Source organism: Halomonas elongata, assembly GCF_029081005.1.
GTDB classification, from domain to species: domain Bacteria; phylum Pseudomonadota; class Gammaproteobacteria; order Pseudomonadales; family Halomonadaceae; genus Halomonas; species Halomonas elongata_B.
In genome coordinates, this window is sequence record NZ_JAJQTQ010000026.1 from 32,255 (window position 1) to 51,413 (window position 19,159).

At 64.8% G+C, this 19,159-nt stretch carries 21 protein-coding genes; 11 read left to right on the forward strand and 10 right to left on the reverse strand.

Translation table 11 applies throughout. The features are described from left to right. The 4 genes from LU493_RS15855 to LU493_RS15870 form a co-directional block, all read right to left on the reverse strand. Window positions 1–981 carry an ABC transporter permease gene (locus LU493_RS15855; protein WP_275288771.1) on the reverse strand — a complete coding sequence of 327 codons (981 nt, stop codon included), beginning with the start codon at window positions 979–981 and terminating at the stop codon, window positions 1–3. After that, window positions 978–2,480 (reverse strand): sugar ABC transporter ATP-binding protein, encoded by a 1,503-nt coding sequence (locus tag LU493_RS15860; protein ID WP_275288772.1) that lies wholly within the window; start codon window positions 2,478–2,480, stop codon window positions 978–980. The genes LU493_RS15855 and LU493_RS15860 overlap by 4 nt, the downstream gene beginning before the upstream one ends. Window positions 2,481–2,539: 59 nt before the next feature. Then, a complete protein-coding gene (locus LU493_RS15865) occupies window positions 2,540–3,484 on the reverse strand; it encodes an ABC transporter substrate-binding protein (protein WP_275288773.1) in 945 nt (314 codons plus the stop codon). Between the two features lie 266 nt (window positions 3,485–3,750). Then, entirely contained in the window at window positions 3,751–4,479 is a 729-nt protein-coding gene (locus tag LU493_RS15870; RefSeq protein WP_275288774.1) for an SDR family oxidoreductase, read from the reverse strand. Between the two features lie 543 nt (window positions 4,480–5,022). Between LU493_RS15870 and LU493_RS15875 the strand changes: the two genes are divergently transcribed. Continuing rightward, window positions 5,023–5,364, forward strand: coding sequence for a histidine triad nucleotide-binding protein (locus tag LU493_RS15875; protein ID WP_275288775.1), 342 nt, complete (start codon window positions 5,023–5,025; stop codon window positions 5,362–5,364). A gap of 153 nt (window positions 5,365–5,517) precedes the next feature. Continuing rightward, window positions 5,518–6,162 carry a 2-polyprenyl-3-methyl-6-methoxy-1,4-benzoquinone monooxygenase gene (gene coq7, locus LU493_RS15880; RefSeq protein ID WP_275288776.1) on the forward strand — a complete coding sequence of 215 codons (645 nt, stop codon included), beginning with the start codon at window positions 5,518–5,520 and terminating at the stop codon, window positions 6,160–6,162. Between the two features lie 130 nt (window positions 6,163–6,292). Here coq7 and speD read toward each other — a convergent pair whose 3' ends face one another. The 4 genes from speD to LU493_RS15900 all read right to left on the reverse strand — a co-directional run bounded on the left by speD (window position 6,293) and on the right by LU493_RS15900 (window position 9,433). Beyond that, window positions 6,293–7,087 carry an adenosylmethionine decarboxylase gene (speD, locus tag LU493_RS15885; protein ID WP_275288777.1) on the reverse strand — a complete coding sequence of 265 codons (795 nt, stop codon included), beginning with the start codon at window positions 7,085–7,087 and terminating at the stop codon, window positions 6,293–6,295. A gap of 153 nt (window positions 7,088–7,240) precedes the next feature. After that, entirely contained in the window at window positions 7,241–7,660 is a 420-nt protein-coding gene (locus LU493_RS15890) for an OsmC family protein (RefSeq protein WP_275288778.1), read from the reverse strand. Between the two features lie 67 nt (window positions 7,661–7,727). Continuing rightward, window positions 7,728–8,393, reverse strand: coding sequence for an N-acetylmuramate alpha-1-phosphate uridylyltransferase MurU (murU, locus tag LU493_RS15895; protein ID WP_275288779.1), 666 nt, complete (start codon window positions 8,391–8,393; stop codon window positions 7,728–7,730). Beyond that, the gene (locus LU493_RS15900) at window positions 8,390–9,433 is read right to left on the reverse strand and encodes an aminoglycoside phosphotransferase family protein (RefSeq protein WP_275288780.1); all 1,044 of its coding nucleotides are present in this window, start codon (window positions 9,431–9,433) and stop codon (window positions 8,390–8,392) included. The genes murU and LU493_RS15900 overlap by 4 nt, the downstream gene beginning before the upstream one ends. A 169-nt stretch (window positions 9,434–9,602) precedes the next feature. Between LU493_RS15900 and LU493_RS15905 the strand changes: the two genes are divergently transcribed. The 8 genes from LU493_RS15905 (at window position 9,603) to LU493_RS15940 (ending at window position 17,397) form a co-directional block, all read left to right on the forward strand. Beyond that, window positions 9,603–12,068, forward strand: coding sequence for an LPS-assembly protein LptD (locus LU493_RS15905; protein ID WP_275288781.1), 2,466 nt, complete (start codon window positions 9,603–9,605; stop codon window positions 12,066–12,068). A gap of 73 nt (window positions 12,069–12,141) precedes the next feature. After that, window positions 12,142–12,783: a SurA N-terminal domain-containing protein gene (locus LU493_RS15910; RefSeq protein ID WP_275288782.1), complete on the forward strand. Its 642-nt coding sequence runs from the start codon at window positions 12,142–12,144 to the stop codon at window positions 12,781–12,783. Then, window positions 12,780–13,823: a 4-hydroxythreonine-4-phosphate dehydrogenase PdxA gene (gene pdxA / locus LU493_RS15915; protein WP_275288783.1), complete on the forward strand. Its 1,044-nt coding sequence runs from the start codon at window positions 12,780–12,782 to the stop codon at window positions 13,821–13,823. The genes LU493_RS15910 and pdxA overlap by 4 nt, the downstream gene beginning before the upstream one ends. A gap of 37 nt (window positions 13,824–13,860) precedes the next feature. Next, on the forward strand, window positions 13,861–14,670 hold the full coding sequence (gene rsmA / locus LU493_RS15920) for a 16S rRNA (adenine(1518)-N(6)/adenine(1519)-N(6))-dimethyltransferase RsmA (RefSeq protein ID WP_275288784.1): 810 nt from the start codon (window positions 13,861–13,863) through the stop codon (window positions 14,668–14,670). Next, the gene (gene apaG / locus LU493_RS15925) at window positions 14,667–15,056 is read left to right on the forward strand and encodes a Co2+/Mg2+ efflux protein ApaG (protein ID WP_275288785.1); all 390 of its coding nucleotides are present in this window, start codon (window positions 14,667–14,669) and stop codon (window positions 15,054–15,056) included. The genes rsmA and apaG overlap by 4 nt, the downstream gene beginning before the upstream one ends. 30 nt (window positions 15,057–15,086) lie before the next feature. Continuing rightward, window positions 15,087–15,893, forward strand: a complete 807-nt coding sequence (locus LU493_RS15930) for a symmetrical bis(5'-nucleosyl)-tetraphosphatase (protein ID WP_275288786.1) — start codon at window positions 15,087–15,089, stop codon at window positions 15,891–15,893. A gap of 27 nt (window positions 15,894–15,920) precedes the next feature. Beyond that, window positions 15,921–16,268, forward strand: a complete 348-nt coding sequence (glpE, locus tag LU493_RS15935; protein WP_275288787.1) for a thiosulfate sulfurtransferase GlpE — start codon at window positions 15,921–15,923, stop codon at window positions 16,266–16,268. Continuing rightward, window positions 16,252–17,397: a polynucleotide adenylyltransferase gene (locus LU493_RS15940; RefSeq protein ID WP_275288788.1), complete on the forward strand. Its 1,146-nt coding sequence runs from the start codon at window positions 16,252–16,254 to the stop codon at window positions 17,395–17,397. Before glpE ends, LU493_RS15940 begins: the two co-directional genes overlap by 17 nt. Before the next feature lie 15 nt (window positions 17,398–17,412). Here LU493_RS15940 and folK read toward each other — a convergent pair whose 3' ends face one another. Further along, a complete protein-coding gene (gene folK, locus LU493_RS15945) occupies window positions 17,413–17,925 on the reverse strand; it encodes a 2-amino-4-hydroxy-6-hydroxymethyldihydropteridine diphosphokinase (protein ID WP_275288789.1) in 513 nt (170 codons plus the stop codon). Beyond that, a complete protein-coding gene (gene folB / locus LU493_RS15950; protein ID WP_275288790.1) occupies window positions 17,925–18,290 on the reverse strand; it encodes a dihydroneopterin aldolase in 366 nt (121 codons plus the stop codon). Before folB ends, folK begins: the two co-directional genes overlap by 1 nt. 142 nt (window positions 18,291–18,432) lie before the next feature. On the opposite strand from folB, the gene LU493_RS15955 reads away from it, so the two are divergent. Beyond that, window positions 18,433–19,017: a glycerol-3-phosphate acyltransferase gene (locus tag LU493_RS15955; protein ID WP_275288791.1), complete on the forward strand. Its 585-nt coding sequence runs from the start codon at window positions 18,433–18,435 to the stop codon at window positions 19,015–19,017. Window positions 19,018–19,159: the final 142 nt, after the last annotated feature.

Here is a 19,159-nt window from a genome sequence, read left to right on the forward strand (position 1 = left end):
TCAGAGGGCGCGTTTGCGGCTGATGTAGATCGCCAGGAGGATGATCAGGCCCTTGATGACATTCTGGAGGTAGGGCGAGACCCCCATCAGGTTGAGGCCGTTGTTGAGCACGCCGAGCAGCATGGCGCCGACCAGGGTGCCGAGGATCATGCCTCGCCCGCCGGTGATGGCGGCCCCGCCAAGTACCACGGCGGCGATGGCATCCAGCTCGAAACCGACGCCGGCGTTGGGCTGGCCGCTCATCAGGCGCGATGTCAGGATCAGGCCGGCGATGGCGGCGGTCGTTCCGCTCAGGGTGTAGACCAGCAGTTTGTAGCGCGAGACGCGAATACCGGATAGCCGGGTCGCTTCTTCGTTGCCGCCGATGGCATACAGGTAGCGCCCGGTCGCGGTATGGCCGAGCAGCACATACCCGAGCGCATAGACGGCGATCATGATCAGGATCGGCATCTCGATGCCCGCCAGCGTACCGCGTCCGAAAAACGCGAATTCCGGCGGCAGGCCGGAAATCGGGTAGCCGCCGGTATAGATCAGACCGAGCCCGCGGGCGATACCCATGGTGGCGAGGGTGACGATGATCGGTGGCATGCCGGCGAAGGCCACGAAGACGCCATTGAAGGCACCGAAGGCGGCGCCGACCAGCAGGCCAAGGATGATGGCCAGTACCGGAGGCACGCCGGCGACCATCAGGCCGGCCATGATGGTACCCGACAGGGCCATTACCGGACCGACCGACAGGTCGATGCCGCCGGTGAGAATGGCCAGGCTCATGCCTACCGCGATGATGGCGATGATGGATGCCTGACGCGCCAGGTTGGCGAGGTTGCTCGAGGTCAGGAAGTTGTCGTTGATCATCGCCATGGCGAAAAAGACGACGATGAAACCGATCAGCGGATAGAAGACCGGGGTGCGGCGCCAGCGGGCCAGTCGTGCGGTGAGGGGCTGACGGGCCGTACCGGGTGTTGAGGCGAGCTGGCTCATGAGCTGAGTCCCCCCGTGGCATGATGCATGATGGATTGCGAGTCGAGTGCACTGCCTTCGAGTTCGGCGGCGATTCGCCCTTGATAGAAGACCGCGGCGCGGTCACACAGGCCGAGCACTTCGGGAAGTTCCGAGGAAATCATGATGATGGATACTCCCTGAGCGGTAAGCTCCTTCATCAGGGCGTAGATCTCCGCCTTGGCACCGACGTCGATTCCTCGTGTCGGCTCATCGAAGATCAGTACTTTGCATTGGTGGCCCAGCCAGCGTGCAATGACGACCTTCTGCTGGTTGCCACCGCTGAGGTCGCCGACGGGGGTTTCGGGACCGGGGGCCTTGACGCGTACCGCTGCCATCAAGTCAGCGGTGGTACGCGATTCCTGGCGGCGGCGAAGCAGTGGCAGGCTTCCCTGGAACTGGGTCAGGTTGTTCAATGAAATGTTGTCACGGCATGAGAACGGCAGGATCAGGCCCTGTGTCTTGCGACTTTCCGGCAGCAGACCTATGCCGTGCTTGAGGGCGGCGGCGGGGTGACGAAGCTTGACCGGCTGGCCCTCGATACGAACGCTGGCATGGACGGGGCGAGTCGCGCCGATCAGCCCTCTGGCCAGTTCGGTGCGCCCCGAGCCCACCAGGCCGGCGAAGCCCAGTATTTCGCCGCGGCGGAGCTTCAATGAGTGGTCGGGGCCGTCTGCCTCGAGTCGCAGGGCCTGAATATCCAGCACGATGTCGTCATGGTCGGCATCGCAACGGTAGTCGGGGAAAATGTTCTCGACGCGCCGGCCGACCATCTTCTCGATCAGGTCGTCAGGCGTGGTCGCGTGGGTATCGCAGTCGTCGACCTTCTCGCCATCGCGCATCACGGTGACGCGATCGCAGATGGTGAAGATCTCCTCCATGTGATGCGAAATGAACACCATCCCGACACCCTGCTGACGTAACTCGCGCATGATGGTGAACAAGTGGTCGGCTTCGCTGGGCGTCAGGGTCGCGGTCGGCTCGTCAAGGACCAGCAGGCGGGCATCCAGCGACAGGGCCTTGGCGATCTCGATGAACTGCTGGTCGGCAATGCTCAGCTCGGCGATGGGAAGGTCGAGGGGGATCGAGACATTGAGGCGGTCGAACAGGCGCCGGGCCTCACGGATCATGCCGGCCCGGTCGCGCAGTCCGAGACGGTTGCGTTTCTCGCGGCCGAGGAAGATGTTGTCCACGGCATCCAGGTCGGGAATCAGGCTGAACTCCTGGAAGATGATGCCGATCCCGGCGTCGAGGGCGTCCTGGTAACCATGGAAGTCGCGAGCCTGGCCATCGACGACGATGTCGCCCTCGTCCTGTCGGTAGATGCCGCAGAGGACCTTCATCAGGGTCGACTTGCCGGCCCCGTTCTCGCCGAGCAGGGCATGCACCTCTCCGGCGTGGACATCGAGCGATACATCCTGCAAGGCCTTCACCCCGGGGAACGACTTCGAGATGTGTCGCAGGGAGAGTAGTGGCGTCATGGGGGTATCCTCGTGTGCCGCCCGAGGCGGCACACCTTGTCAGCGTCTGGGAGCGAGGGTTACCAGCTGAAATCGGCAGCCTTCTCGTGATCGATCAATTCCACATCGATGGGGATCTCGGCGGGAGCCGTGCTGGCGCCCCAGTGCTTGGCCAGTCCCAGGCCGAGCCCCAGGCGCACCATGTCGCGAGGATACTGGGCGGAGGTGGCAATGAAGGAGGAATCGGGCTTCTGGATCTCGGCAACGGCCTCGGGGTGACCGTCGACGCTGACCAGCTTGATATCCTGACCGCTGGCGTTGATGGCGATCAGCGAACCCAGGGCACCGATGTCGTTGACGCTGAACAGGCCATCGAGCTCCGGGTTGGCCTGGATGATGTTCTCGGTCACCGTCATGGCGTGGGTGCGCTCCTGGCGACCGTTCTGCTTGTCGACCACTTCGATTCCGGCATACTCATCGAGTGCCGCGGTGCAGCCTTCGATGCGCTGCAGGATCGGCACGACCGGAATACCGTCAAGCAAGGCTACCTGACCTTCGCCATCGAGCTGCTTTGCCAGGTAATCGCAGGCCTTGTAGCCGGCGTCGTAGTTCCTGGAACCCACGAAACCATCCACCGGGCCGTTGGCCTGGGCATCGATGGCGATCGTGGTGACGCCAGCTTCCTCGGCGGCCAGAACCGCTGTCTCGACACCGACCGAGTCGGCCGGGTTGAGCAGAAGAATATCGATGCCGCGCTGAATCATGTCTTCGACATCGCTGACCTGCTTGGCGACGTCATGGCGGGCATCGGTCGTGATCACCTCGGCGCCGAGGCTGTCGGCGGCGCTTTCGAGCGCCTCCTGCATGGTCACGAAGTATTCGTTGTTGAGCTCCTGGAAGGACATGCCGATGGTCAGGTCCGACTCGTCGGCCGAGGCGGTGCCTGCGCCTGCGCCAAGAGGGAGCGCACAGGCGGTAATGAGGGCGGTCTTGCGGCAGCGTGCTGCGATCTCGCTGATCTTCATGTTGGGCTCCAGATTTGTTCTTGTCTCGTTAGGGATAGTGCAGTGTCGATGTAATGTTAACGTCAACATTTTGAAGGCTAGAAAGCCCTGTCGAGCGGGTCAATGGACTTGCGACCAATGTCTAGTGTCTGTCGAACCATGCGCTGGGGTGCCGGGAGGGCTCGATACGCCTTCGGGCCATCGCCATGGGGCACTGTCGGGCCGGCGATGATGGCGCGACTTTCAGCCGACAGGCTGCTCCAGGGATCATGCCGTCGGACGTTGGCTCAAAGATCGAAGTTGCTCGGCAGGACCACCATGTCCCGAATGGTCACATGTCGAGGACGGGTCAGCATGTACATGATGGCATCGGCCACCTCGGCGGGCTCGATGATGCTGCCGGATTCCTTCGCCTTGCGCAGGTTCTCTTCGGGCCAGTCGGCCAGCAGGGCGCTGTTGACGGGGCCCGGCGAGACGGAAGCGACTCGGATACCGTGTTTCAGGACCTGACGCCGGACCGTCTGTACAAAGTTGGTCATGGCCCACTTGGACGAGGCATAGACAGGCTCCCAGGGAACGGGGAAGTGCCCCGCCACCGAGCTTGTCACCATGATGTCTCCCGTACCGCGCTCGATCATGTGCGGCAGGATATTATGGACATTCTTCATCACCACGCTGACGTTCAGGCTGATCATCCGGTCGATGGCGTCCGGGTCGGTATCGAGCAGGTCACCGCCGATGTAGCTGCCGGCATTGGCGTGGAAGATGTCGAGCTGTCCGGTCTTTTCCAGGACCTGCGACAACAGCGTCGCGCAGTCTCTCGGGTCGAGCAGGTCGATGACCAGTGGAATCGCGGCTTCGCCCAGCGTCTCGCGGACTTTCCTCAGGGCCGCTTCGTCACGGTCGATCATGACCACTCGGGCGCCCGAGGCAATTATTGCCTCGACACTGGCCAGTCCAATGCCTGATGCCGCGCCGGTCACCGCGGCCACCTTGCCGGTCAATTCATTCGTCATTTCGCTGTCTCCTGTTCATGGTGTTTCGCCGAGCGAGGTATCGCCTGGGCCTTCGGGTCAGGCGTCGCGAGCCCCGGCGCGACAATTCGGGATTTAATGTTAACGTCAACATAAAGAGGCTAGGCAGCCATTCCCTCGAGGGCAATAGAGACAAGACCAATGTCTAAGGAAGCGCTGAACAAATCGACGAGCGGTGCGAATTGCAAGGCGCACGGAGCACAGCACCGAGCGGAGCGACAAACATCCGAAGGATGGCCCCGAAGGGGCGAGAAACCGGAGGTTTCGAGTCAACCGGAGCCTATGGGGTATAGGTGAGGATTCCGAGCACCGCGCACAAATTCGCCAGGAGCGAATTTGAACCGTCTTTAGACGGGCCCGCAGGGTAGCCGCCATGGATGGCGGCTATAGCGCAGTGATTTGCCCGCGCAGGCATTTGTGCAGTGTTTCCTCTAAGTCATCCATGATGACTGACAGGAGAGAGAACGCGGGGTAACCTCATGACCTGACAGCCTCATCCAGTATTCAACCCGATCGGAGCCCGACATGGATTGCCTGTTCTGCAAGATCATCAATCGCGAGATTCCCTCCGATATCGTCTATGAGGACGATGATGTCCTGGCCTTCAACGATATCGACCCCAAGGCGCCGACCCATATGCTGGTGGTGCCGAAGAAGCACATCGCGACCCTGAACGATATCGAAGAGGGCGATCTGGCCCTGGTGGGACGCCTCCAGTACACCGCCGCACACCTGGCCAGGGAGCAGGGATTCGCCGACGATGGTTATCGCGTGGTGATGAACTGCAATGACCAGGGCGGCCAGACGGTCTATCATATTCATATGCACCTGATGGGCGGTCGTCGCTTCACTTGGCCGGCTGGATAGCCGGAACCCGCGCGGCGCCAGGCCGTGCTACCGAAAGCGCTCGACGCATCGGGTGCATCTGCGCCGCCCGTGAGGCGGCGTTTTGCTTCGCGGGCGCTGTGCCTGGCGAGGCGCTCGGTTACAATGGCGTCACCGACCGCACAAGGGGGTGCCATGACTCGCCAATATTCCCGCGCCGACGACCTGATCCACCAGTTCGATACCGTATTGCGCACCCTGGTGCCCAGGGCGGCTCAGCCCTCGCGTCCTTCACCCGCCACCGACGAGGTGGAGGACGAGGCGCTCGACGAGGAGCAGCGCCACCATGCTGCTGGGCTGATGCGAATCAATCATACCGGTGAGGTCTGTGCCCAGGCGCTGTATCAGGGCCAGGGGCTGACCGCCAAGCTGCCCGAGATCCGTGGCCAGATGGAGGAGGCCGCCCAGGAGGAGGTCGATCATCTGGCCTGGTGCGATGCCCGCCTGCAGGAGCTCGATGGCCGTACCAGCCTGCTGAATCCACTGTTCTATGCGGCCTCCTTCGGCATCGGTGCCGTGGCGGGGGCCGTGGGTGATCGTGTCAGTCTGGGTTTCGTGGCTGCCACCGAAGAGCAGGTGGGCCGCCATCTCGACGAGCACATGGAAAAGCTGCCGTCCGGCGACCGTCGTTCCAGGGCGGTCCTTCGCCAGATGGCCATCGACGAGGCGCATCATGCCCAGCAGGCGCTGGAGGCGGGCGGGGCCCGTTTCCCGGCTCCGGTCAAGGCGGGCATGACGCTGATGTCGAGGGTGATGACCAAATCGGTCTACAGGCTCTAAGCTGGAAGCTTGAAGCCGTAAGCTGGAAGAAACCCCAAAAAGCGCCCCCCACCCCGATCTTGCCGGGGTGGGGGGCGCTTTTTCTTCCAGCTTCAAGCTTACCGCTTAAGGCTCCCGCGCTCCGCGCGGGCTAGTCCATGTTGCGCGAGTAGAAGATCTCGAGCATTTCCTTGCGCAGTCGTCCCTCGATGTCGCGGGCTTCCTCGAAGGAGATATCGCGACGCGACGTGCCGAACAGGTAGTTGTCCAGCGCGAAGTCCTTGAGCAGCATCTTGGTGTGGAACATGTTCTCCTGATACACGTTGACGTCGATCATCTGGTAGGCGCGCTTGGTGTCCTCGGCCAGGTAGTCCTGGATGGAGGTGATGTCGTGATCGATGAACAACTTCTTGCCGTCCACGTCCCGGGTGAAGCCGCGCACCCGGTAGTCCATGGTCACGATGTCGGAGTCGAAGCTGTGGATCAGGTAGTTGAGCGCCTTCAGCGGGCTGATCTGGCCGCAGGTGGAGACGTCGATGTCCAGGCGAAAGGTGCTGATGCCGTTGTCCGGGTGGGATTCGGGATAGCTGTGCACCGTGACGTGGCTCTTGTCCAGATGCGCCACGACGGTCTCCGGCAGGGGGCCGGGGCCAGGTTCCATCTGCTCGGGGTCCGTCTCTTCCAGCTCGTGCTCGGCGATCAGGATGGTCACGCTGGCACCATGGGGCTCGTAGTCCTGGCGAGAGATGTTGAGCACCTGGGCGCCGATGATGTTGGTGACATCCTTGAGGATCTGGGTGAGACGCTCGGCATTGTAGAGCTCGTCGATGTAATCGATGTAGGCGCGCCGCTGTTCCTCGGTCTTGGCGTAGCAGATGTCGTAGATGTTGAAGCTCAGGGAGCTGGTCAGGTTGTTGAACCCGTGGAGTCGGAGATTGCCGGTCACGTCCGAGCCTCCTTCGATATGGCTGATGGTGTTCATCCCGACGAGCGGCGCCGGAACCCGCGTGGCGATGGAAAGGCGCGTATTATGCACAGCCGGCGGTGGGCGCGCACCCGACAAGCCATGTTTTTTCCCGCCGGGCCTGGGCGAGGTGTCTCATTGCTCGACGATGGTGAAGGAGTGCGTCACCTCGACCCCGCCGTTGGCCAGCATGATCGAGGCGCTGCAATACTTGTCGGCGGAGAGTTCCACCGCGCGCTTGACCTGTTTCTCCTTGAGGCCCTGGCCGCTGACGGTAAAGTGCACATGGATCCTGGTGAAGACGCTGGGCACGCTGTCGGCGCGTTCGGCCTCGATGCTGGCCACGCAGTCCGATACCGGAGCACGGGACTTCTCGAGGATTTCCAGCACGTCGAAGGAGGTGCAGGCGCCGAGTCCCATCAGCAGCATCTCCATCGGACGCGGACCGGTATTGCGACCGCCGTGATCGGGCGGGCCATCGATGACCACGCTATGGCCACTGCCGGATTCGGTGACGAACTGGCGACCGTCTGTCCACTTGACGCTGGCTTTCATGGGGCAAGGTATCCTTGTTCAGAGGAGGAGTAGGGGAGGAGCAGCATAGCAGTTGCCCGCTTCCAACTCAGCCCCGCAAGGCCTGGTCCAGGGTGGCGAGTCGTTCCGGGGTGCCCACGTCGACCCAGTGCCCCTGATGGTGATGGCCGGCAATTCGACCGTCGGCGATGGCCGCGCGGAGCAGGGGTGCCAGGGCGAAGGCGCCCTCGGCACGGTCGGCCACCAGTGCCGGAGCGATCTGGGCGATGCCGGCATAGGTCAGTCGGGGGCCCGGTCCTTCTCGAACGCGACTGTTGGCATCGAGGAGGAAATCGCCCTCGGGATGATGGGCCGGGTTGTCGACCAGTACCAGCCGCGCCAGGTCGCTGCCCAGCGACGACGGTAGCGTGGCGGGATCGAGGTCGCACCAGACATCGCCGTTGACGAGCAGGAAGGGCATATCGCCCAGCAATGGCAGGGCCTGGCGGATACCGCCACCGGTCTCCAGGGGCGTCGTTTCATGGCTCCAGGCGATGGAAACCCCGTAGGCGCTGCCGTCACCCAGGGCGTCGACGATCTGTTCGGCGCGGTAGCTGACATTGATCACCAGGTCCCGAATGCCGGCATGGGCGAGCCGCTCCAGGTGGTGGACGATCAGCGGCTTGCCGCCCACGTCCAGCAGCGGCTTGGGGCAGTGGTCGGTCAGCGGGCGCATGCGCGTGCCGAGTCCTGCGGCCAGGATCATCGCCTTCATGCCACGCGCTCCCAGGCGATGCCCTGGGCTTCCAGTTTCGCCAGCAGGGCAGGGCGGAGGGTGTAGGCGACCCAGTCGCGGAAGTCGGCGAACTCGTCCTGTTCCGCCAGTGCATCCTCAAGGTGATCGAGGAAATGAGGCACGCGAGCCAGATAGCCCTGACGTCCGTCGCGCAGGGTCAGGCGGCAGAAGATGCCGATGACCTTGAGGGCGCGTTGCACGGCCATGCCGGCGGCCCAACGCTGGAAGGACGATGCGTCGATATCGTCCAGGCGGCCATCGGCCATGGCTCGCTGGCGGAACGCTTCGATCCAGGCGTGGCGCCGGCTCGCCGGGAAACGGCAATAGCGACCGTGCAGCAGCGAGATCAGGTCGTAGCTCAGCGGGCCGGCCACGGCGTCCTGGAAATCGATCAGGTGCAGATCGTCGTCGGCGACCATCAGATTCATGGCGTCGAAATCGCGGTGCACGGTGACGACCGGCTGGGCCAGGGCGTTATCGATCAGTTGTTGACGCAGCGTGGGCCAGCTCGGCGGTGGTGTCAGCGTCAGCCAGTGGTCGAGGCACCAGACCGGGAAGAGATCCAGCTCTCGTCCCAGCAGGTCGGCGTCGTAGGCCGGCAGCCCCACCGGTTCGGCACGATTCTGCAGCGCGTCGAGCAACGTCAGGGCCCTGTCGTGCCAGGCCAGGGTGGCCGGCGCTTCCGAGGCCCCGAAACAGAGCTGGAGGGGGGTGTCGCCGAGGTCCTCGAGCTCCAGGAAGCCGGTGTCCAGATCCACCGCATGGAGACGGGGGACCGGCAGGTCGGCGTCCGCCCAGCGACGTGCGATGGCCACGAAGGGGGCGCTGTCCTCCTTGTCCGGGGGCGCGTCCATCAGGATACGACGGGTGCCGTCGGCGAGGACCAGCCGAAAGTAGCGACGGAAGCTGGCGTCGTCGGCGGCCAGGTGCAGGTCGAGAGCGTCGGGTGCGACCCCGTGACGTTCGGCAGCCCAATGGCGGAGGGCGGATTGGCGCGAGGTCGTGTCGGCCTCTGGCATCTTCACCTCAATGTTTCGTCTGAGTTCGGGGCGTCCTTCGGTTGACGCCCCCGGGGCGTCGCCGCATGCTGAGGCCCGATGTCGTCGGCGATGAGAGGGGCTCGTCGGCGGGACAGTTTGAACAGTGACTGTATAATACCGATTCACTCCGCCAAGGACATCGTTGAACATGGGCAATCGATCCTCCTGGACGGCCCTGGCCGGCCTCGTGACCTCGAGCATGGTGACCGCCCCGCTATGGGCGGCGCCTCCCGAGTCGTTGCCGGCCGAGCAGCTGGACTGGCAGCCCTGGGGCGAGGATCGCCCCGAAGGTGCCGTGTGTCGGGGGTACTACCGGATGCCGGCATATCGGCTGCCGGCGCCGTCCGAAGGCAAGGTCGCCAGCGAGGCCGATGATGGCCAGTACGGTGAGGACGGCGAGACGACCCTCAGCGGTGAAGTGCTGTTGCGTCGTGGCGATACTCAACTGGAAGCGCCGCAGGTGCGTGTGCCTGCCTCCCGCGAACGCGTGCTGGCCGAGGGCCCGTTGGCGCTGCGTGATCGCAATCTGCTGGTGCGTGGCGATGCCGCCTCCTTCTCGCTGGACAGCGAGGCGGCAAGCATCGACCAGGCCCACTATGTGGCCCACGAGGAGCGGTTGCGTGGCGATGCCGTGCAGCTGGCGCGTGTCGCGGAAGGACGCTACCAGTTGACCGAGGCCAGCTTCACGACCTGCGAGCCGGGTAACGACCTGTGGCGCCTGGTCGGCAATGACATCGTCCTGGATCGGCAGAGCGGTTTCGGCACCGCTCGACATGCCCGCCTCGAGGTCGGCAAGGTGCCCGTCTTCTACTGGCCCTGGGTACGCTTCCCCATCGACGAGCGCCGCCAGACCGGCTTCCTGTGGCCGACGCTCGGCGTCTCCGGCGATGGTCTCGACTATGCCCAGCCGTTCTACTGGAATATCGCGCCGAACCAGGATGCCACCATCACGCCGCGTGTGATCAGCGACCGGGGCCTGTTGCTCGGGGGGGAGTACCGCTACTTGCTGCCCTCCGATGCCGGCGCCATCGAGGGGGCCTACATTGCCGACGACCGGCGCGCCGGCGATGATGCCTCGAGGTATTCGGCGCTGGAAAACGGCGACGCCCGCTGGTATCTCGATTACCGCCACGCCGGCCATGTCGATGAGCGTACCCGCTATCGGCTGCGCTATGGCGCCGCCAGCGATGGCCGCTATTTCGACGACTTCGGCCAGACGTTCGGCGAGACCGATACCCAGAGCATGAAACGCCTGGCCCAGCTCGAGTACCGCGGCGACACCTGGCGCCTGGAGGGCAAGGCCCAGGGCTACCAGGTACTGGACGATCCCCTGAACGAGAACGACAAGCCCTTCTATCGGTTGCCGAGCCTGACTGCTGCGGCACGCTGGGAACAGGATGTCGGTTTCTACGAGGAGTGGAATGCCAACGCCACCTACTTTTGGCGCGATATCGAGGGTGACGAGCAGGGTTTCTACGATTACAAGGACCAGCAGCGGCAGGTGCCGCTGCGCGAGGCGGCCAACGGGGCCCGGTTGCAATTGACGCCGGCCGTCGGTTGGCGGGGCGATACCACCTGGGGCTTTCTCGAGCCGCGACTGCAGCTGCATCACACCAGCTATGAGCTGGATTATGGCGACCGCCTCACCGAGCGTGACGAGAGCTTGACCCGTACGTTGCCGGTGGCCTCCCTGGATGCAGGCCTGGTCTTCGAGCGGGATCTCGATGTCGCTGGGGATGCCTACCGTCAGACCCTCGAGCCTCGGCTCAACTATGCCTATGTGCCGGCTCGGGACCAGAGCGAGTTTCCCGACTTCGACACCTCGGAGCTGGCCTTCTCCTGGAACCAGCTGTGGTCGCCCTATCGCTTCAGCGGCGGTGATCGCGTCGGCGATCTCAACCGACTCTCCTACGGGGTGCGCAGTCGCTTCCTCGAGGACCGTAGCGGGCGTGAACGGCTTTCCTTCGGTCTGGGACAGGCGGCCTATTTCGAGGATCGCCACATCGACATGCAGGGGGATGCCGACACCCTGCCGTCCGACCCGGACGAGCGCTATCGCGCCACCCGTCAACGTTCGCCCTGGGTGACGCAGCTCGACTGGCGGATCGACGATCACTGGCGTACCCGCTGGGAGTGGCTCTACGACGACCGCAAGAGCCGTACCGAGAGCACGGGGGTCGATGTGCAATACCGGGCGGATGCCGGGCATGTGGTGAACCTCGGCTATCGCTGGCAACTCGAAGGCTTCGAGCCCACCGAGGATATCGAGGACACGCGTACCTACGATCGGGAAGAGTTCTCCGCTTCCTTCGCCTACAAGGCGATGAATCGCCTGGACCTGATCGGCGGAGTGCGTTACGACAACACCAACGACCGGATGCTCGAGCAACTGGCGGGTGTGCAGTGGAACGACTGCTGCTATGGTCTGCAGCTGGTGTGGCGTGAGTGGATCGACGACGAGGACACCGCCAACACCATCGAGGACGACACCACCGATCGCGGGCTCTTTTTACGTTTCGTGTTCAAGGGGCTGGGTGGCGTCGGCGGAGAGGCCGGTCACTTTTTCGAATCGGCGGTTCCCGGCTATCGCGGCACCGACCTCGGCCGGCCCTGAGAGTCGCCTGCAAGCTCGCAAGGCAGCCATCTGCAGACGTCTCGCAACATTCATGACGAAAGGAAGGATAGACATGCGCAGCCGACAACTCGCCACCCTGACACTGGCCCTGTGCCTCGGCCTGGCGCCGGTGGGCGCCATGGCCCAGGATGTACGTCAGCCCCTGGACCGCATCGTGGCGGTGGTCAACGAGGGCGCGATCATGAACACTCAACTGGAAGATCGGGTCGCGCGCACGCGTGCCCAGATGGAAGCCCAGGGCATGGAGATGCCGCCGAACGATGCGCTGCGCCAACAAGTGCTCGATCGGTTGATTGTCGAGGAGATCCAGCTGCAGATGGCACGGGACGCCAATCTCAGCGTGGACGATACCGAGCTCAATCGTCAGGTGCGGGCCATCGCCCAGAATAACGAGATGAACCTGGAGCAGTTCGCCGATGCCCTGGAGGCCGATGGCCTGTCGCTCGGCGTGGTGCGTGACCAGGTGCGTCGTGAACTCCTGATGCGCCAGATCCAGCAGCGCCGCGTCGGCAGCCGGGTCAGCATCTCCGAGGCCGAGGTCAATCGCTTCATCGAACAGCAGGGCGGTGGCATGACGGCCGAGCGGGCGCGTCGGGCGCTGTTCCAGCGCAAGGCCAGCGACGAGATGGAAGCCTGGATGCAGGAAATTCGCTCCCAGGCCTTCGTCGAAGAGCGTCTCGGATCGGAGTCGTGAGCGACACCGACTTACCCGTTCTTGCCCTGACCACCGGCGAGCCAGCCGGTATCGGCCCCGAGCTCGCCGTGATGATGGCGAGCGAGTCGCCGCCTCCCGCCAGGGTGGTGGCGGTGGGCGATCCGGCGCTGCTCGAGGAACGTGCCCGTGCCATCGGTCGTTCCGTCACGGTTCATGCCCTCTCGCCGGGCGAGTCGCCACCGGCACCTCGCGCCGGTGTGCTGCCGGTATGGCCGGTGTCACTGCGGGCTCCGTGCCGGCCGGGGACACTGGACACGCGCAATGCGGCTTATGTGCTGGAGACCCTGACCCGGGCGGTTGCTGCCTGCCGGGCCGGCGAGGCGGCGGGCATGGTCACGGCCCCTCTGCACAAGGGGGTGATCATCGAGGCCGGTCACGCCGGTTTTCAGGGCCATACCGAATACCTGCGTGACGCCTGCGGGGTCGACGAGGTGGTGATGATGCTTGCCACCGACCCTGCCCTGCACGCCACGTCGCCCTCATGGCATGGCGAGACGGCGCTGCGTGTCGCCCTGGCCACTACCCATCTGCCATTGCGCGAGGTGAGCGACGCCGTGACCGGGCCGCGGCTGACGCGTATCCTGCGTATCCTCGACGCCGAGTTGCGGCACCGTTTCGGCATCCCGTCGCCACGCCTCCTGGTCTGCGGGCTCAATCCCCATGCCGGCGAGGCGGGACACCTGGGGCGCGAGGAACTCGATGTCATCATCCCGACCCTCGAGGCGCTGCGTGGCGAAGGGTTGACGCTCGACGGTCCGCTGCCGGCGGATACCCTGTTCACCCCGCACCATCTGGCCCGGGCCGACGCCGTCCTGGCGATGTATCATGATCAGGGCCTGCCCGTGCTCAAGTATGCCGGTTTCGGGCGCGCCGCCAATATCACCCTGGGGCTGCCGCTGGTGCGCACCTCGGTGGATCATGGCACGGCGCTGGATCTCGCCGGTCGCGGCGAGGCCGATCCGGGAAGCTTGTCCACCGCCGTGAGGCTGGCCATCGAAATGGTTCGGCGCGGCGATTGAGGCAGAGAAGACCATAGCGATAGAAGGACTCCCCCGAATGTCATCCCGCCCAACGGGTCATCGCGCACGCAAGCGCTTCGGCCAGAATTTCCTGCGTGACCCCGGCATCATTTCCCGGCTGGTTCGTGCCATCGGCCCCGGAGCCGATCAACGGATCGTGGAAGTCGGCCCCGGCCAGGGAGCGTTGACCGAACCCTTGCTCGACGCGGCGGACGGGCGGCTCGAGGTGATCGAACTGGATCGCGATCTGATACCGGGGCTGCGCGTGCAGTTCTTCGACAAGCCGGGGTTCGTCATCCACGAGGGCGATGCCCTCAAGTTCGATTTCCGTGAGCTGCGCGGCGATGGCCCCGCGCTGCGTGTGGTGGGGAACTTGCCCTACAATATTTCCACGCCGTTGATCTCGCATCTCCTGTCGGCCGGCGATGCCGTGGCGGACATGCACTTCATGCTGCAGAAGGAGGTCGTCGAGCGTCTCTCGGCCGAACCCGGTGGTGCCGAGCGCGGCCGTCTTTCGGTGCTGGCCCAGTATCACTGTCGTGTCGAATCGTTGTTCACCGTGCCGCCCGAGGCCTTCGTGCCTCGCCCCAGGGTGGAATCGGCCATCGTGCGCCTCACACCGCACGAGACGCCGCCGGCTCGCGCCCGGGACGAGGCCTTGATGTTCGAGGTAGTGCGCGAGGCCTTCGCCCAGCGGCGCAAGACGTTGCGCAACAATCTCAAGTCTCGCCTGTCGGGGGAGGCGCTGGCAGCGTTGGACATCGATCCGGGGCGCCGTCCCCAGACCCTTTCGGTGGCGGAATTCGTGCGTATCGCCGATTACCTGACGAAGGAGGGGAGCCGATGAATGCCGCACCCCAGAGCGAGCAGGTACATGTCGATGTCGAGCCGGCCTTCTGCGCCGACGAATCGGCGCCGGCGGAGCGGCGTTATGTGTTCAGCTATACCATCACCGTGCACAATCACTCCCGGCACAGCATGCAACTGATGGCGCGGCACTGGACGATCACACAGGGGAGCGGCCAGGTACAGGAAGTCAGAGGCAAGGGCGTGGTCGGCCAGCAGCCGTTGATCGGTCCCGGTCAGACCTTTCGCTATACCAGCCGGGCGATTCTCGATGGCCCGGTAGGCGTCATGGAAGGCGCCTTCACCTGCGTCGACACCGCCACGCAGCGCCCCTTCGAGGTGTCCATCGCACCCTTTCGGCTGGCCGGACCCAACCAGGTGCATTGATGTCACGCCTTCACCGTAACGGGAGAGAGCATGCCTACCTACGCCATCGGTGACCTCCAGGGTTGCCATGCCGAATTCGTTGCCCTGCTCGAACGCCTGTCGTTCGACCCGCGCCGCGACCGTCTCTGGCTGGCCGGCGATCTGGTCAATCGAGGTCCGGGCTCGCTCGACTGCCTGCGCGAGGTCATGGCGCTGGGCGAGCGTGCCGAGGTGGTGCTCGGCAATCATGATCTGCACTTGCTGGCCGTGGCGCGGGGCGGCGCCGGGCTCAAGCGCAAGGACACCCTGGCGGCCATTCTCGAGGCGCCCGATCGCGAGGCACTGCTCGACTGGTTGCAGAGTCGTCCGCTACTGGTGCGTCGGGCCGATACGCTGATGACGCATGCCGGTGTCCCGCCGCAGTGGGAAGCCGATCAGGCCGAGCGGCTGGCCGGTGAGGTCGAGGCCTGCTTGCGCGGAGAACGTGCCGGGCATTTCCTCGAGCGCATGTACGGTAATGAGCCATCATGCTGGCGGGATGACCTCGATGGCATCGAGCGCCAGCGAGTGATCGTCAATACCTTGACGCGGATGCGCTTCATCGATGTCGAGGGGTGCCTCGACTTCGCCGCCAAGGAAGGACTCGACAGCGCACCTGAAGGCTTTGCACCCTGGTTCCAGTTTGCCCGTGACGATCAGTCGCGCCTGCTGTTCGGTCACTGGGCAGCCCTGGAGGGGCGCACGCCGGGCAGTCGAGTGCGTGCCGAAGCCCTGGATACCGGTTGTGTCTGGGGCGGCGAGTTGACCGCCCTGAATCTCGAGACCGGTGAACGCATCAGCGTGCCCGGCTGGCGCTGACCCTTTCTGCCGACGACGGAGGCCTGCATGACATCCTCATCCTTTCAACACCTGGACGTCGCGACCCTGGCCGGCTGGCTGGACGCGGCACGTCCGTTGACCCTGGTCGACATTCGTGATCCGGCAAGCTTCGCTGCCGGCCATCTGCCCGGCAGCCGGCATCTGGACAACGACGGAGTGCCGGCGCTGCTGGCCGAGGCCGATCGCGAGACGCCCCTGGTGGTGGTCTGTTATCACGGCAACTCCAGCCAGCAGGCCGCCGCCTGGCTGGCGGGTCAAGGCTTCGACGACGTCTACAGCCTGGATGGCGGCTTCACCGACTGGCGAACGCAACATCCCGAACGGGTGGCCTCGGGCGATGTCGACGGCACCTGATCGTCGTCTCGATGGCCTCGATGTCTATCGAGTCGGGGGTGCCGTGCGCGATGCCCGGCTGGGCTGGCCGGTCACCGACGTCGACTGGGTGGTGGTTGGCGCCACCCCCGAGGCCATGCGGCAACGCGGTTTCAAGCCGGTAGGGCGTGACTTTCCGGTCTTCCTGCACCCCGACAGTCATGAGGAGTTCGCCCTGGCGCGCACGGAGCGCAAGTCAGGGCATGGCTACACCGGCTTCGAGATCCACGCCAGCCCGTCGGTCACTCTCGAGGAGGACCTGGCGCGGCGAGACCTGACCATCAATGCCATGGCCGAGACCCCGTCGGGCGAGTTGGTCGACCCCTTTGGCGGCCGCGATGACCTTGAAGCGCGGGTGTTGCGTCATGTCTCGCCGGCCTTCATCGAGGATCCACTGCGGGTGCTGAGGGTCGCGCGTTTCCTGGCACGCTATGCCGGTCTCGGCTTCGTCATCGCCGACGAGACCCTGACGCTGATGCGTCGGCTGGTGACGAGTGGCGAGATCGGTCATCTGGTCGCCGAGCGGGTCTGGACGGAAACCGAAAAGGCGCTGGGGGAGCCCTGGCCCGATGTCTACTTCCAGACGCTCGATGACTGTGGTGCCCTGGCGGTGCTGATGCCGGAGTTGGTGGCGAACGAGGGGCAACTGGACGAGGCCATGGGGCGACTGCAGCGCTTGCCCGAAGATATCGCCTCCCATGAGGCGGCTCCCTGGCGTTGGGCACGCCTGGTGGAGCATCTTGCAGCGGAGGCGCGGCATCGACTGGCTGAACGGCTGCGCCTTCCCAAGGCGGTGAGTCGTCTGGCCGATCAGGCGGCACACACGCACCGTCTGGTCCACGATGATGGTGCGGTCGATGGCCAGCGGGTCATGGCCTGGCTCGAGGGTATCGATGCCTGGCGACGCAGCGAGCGGGTGCCGCCGCTGATCGCCCTGGTCAGCCTGGACGATGCCGCCCTGGCCGAGGACCTGGCCCTGGCCTGGCGGCTGGCGATGCAGATCCTGCCGCGAGCCCTGGTCGATGAAGGCTACAAGGGGCGGGCATTGGGCGAGGAACTGGCGCGGCGGCGTCGCGAGGCGATCGATGAGGTGATGGGGGCGGCCCGATGAGCATGTCAGTGTCGGTCAATCCGACAGGTCGCGTCCCCGCCAGATGAAGCTCACCGGCCAAAGGTGCTGGTCCCGGCTGTCCAGGGCATTCCACAGGTCACGATACCGCTTGCCGTTCACCGGATGGGGGGTGTCGGGCAGGAGTTCTGCCAGGGGCTTGAGCACGAAGGCGTGATGCAATATCTCCGCACGGGGCAGGCTGACGCCGTCGTGCTCGCCATTGAGTCCCCCCACGTCGAGCAGGTCCACGTCCAGAGTGCGCGGACTGAACTTGGGGCTGTCGGGAAGCCGGCCGTTGGCGACTTCCAGGCGCTTGCACCAGGCCTGCAGTTCTCCCACCGTCCAGTCGCAATCGAACAGCGCCACCAGGTTATAGAAGTTGCGACCGTCCTCGAAGCCCACCGGTTCACTCTCGTAGACCCTCGAAACCTGCAGGCTGTCGAAGGTGTCCGCGAGGGCATCCAGACAGGCGCAAACGTGACGCTCGCGCTCGATGTTGCTGCCGATGCTGACGCTGACTCGGGCCATCAGTTCGCTACCTCTCGCGTGCCGCGTTCGATACGCACTCCTACCGCTCTGGCCGCCGGTACCGCGCCGGGCTTGCGCAGCGTCAGGCGTAGCCAGGGAATGGCGTACTCGTGGCGCAGTGTCTCGGCGAGGCGCTCGGCGAAGGTCTCGACGAGCTCGAACCGGTAGGTCGCGCCGAAATCGGCGATGCGCTCACTGATCGCGGCATAGTCGAGGGTCTCGTCGACGGCGTCGCGGGTGGCGGCGGGACGGATGTCGGTGGCCATCTCCAGGTCCAGCACCAGTGTCTGGGTCATGGTGCGTTCCCAGTCATAGACGCCGATCACGGTATCGACGTTGAGGGCTTCGATCAGTACGAGGTCCATCAGGATTCCTGGCGCGTTTGCGTTTGGCGGTGAAGGCGCGGCCGATTGTACGCGAGCCCGGTCGCTGACGACAGCGGGGTGCTGTTCTCGACGGAGCGTGGCTGGCAGAATGCCTCTTCGTACCCTGCTTCGAGGCGCGGTCGTGCTGACGACACTTGAAACGACCCTGCCGTTGATGGCACTGGGTTATCTCAGCGGAACCTGGCTCGGCGCCCTGACGGTGTGCCGCCTGGCCGGCGTGCGCGATCCCCGTCTGGCCGGCTCCTGCAATCCCGGCTTTTCCAATGTGCTGCGCCTGCACGGGATGCGTCTGGCGCTGGCGACGCTGCTGGTGGATACCGTCAAGGGCATGCCGGTGCTGGGGCTGGCGTTGCTCGGGGACCTGCCACCCTGGGCGCAAGGGCTGGTGGGGCTCGGCGTCATGCTGGGTCACAGCTATCCCGTCTGGTATCGCTTTCGAGGCGGCCGGGCGGTGGCCAGCGCCTTCGGCGTGATGCTCTTGCTGACACCCCGGGTGGCACTGTGCTGCGCACTGCTATGGTGCCTGCTGGCCTGGAGTGGTCGGACCGCGGCACTCGCTTCCCTGGCCAGCGCGGCTCTGGCGCCGTTGTTCGCGCTCTGGCTGGCGCCGGCCTATACCGAGGTGGTGATCGTCTTCACCCTGCTGGTGCTGGTCAGGCACGCGCTTTATTTGCGGGGGTTGTCCGCGTCGAAGCGGGATGACTAGCTGGCGACGAGCGACGAACTACGCTGCCTTGGGGTTGCCCTTCGAATCTCGTGGCTCGATGCTCGCGGCTTACGGCTTACGGCTTACGGCTTACGGCTTACGGCTTACGGCTTACGGCTTACGGCTTACGGCTTACGGCTTA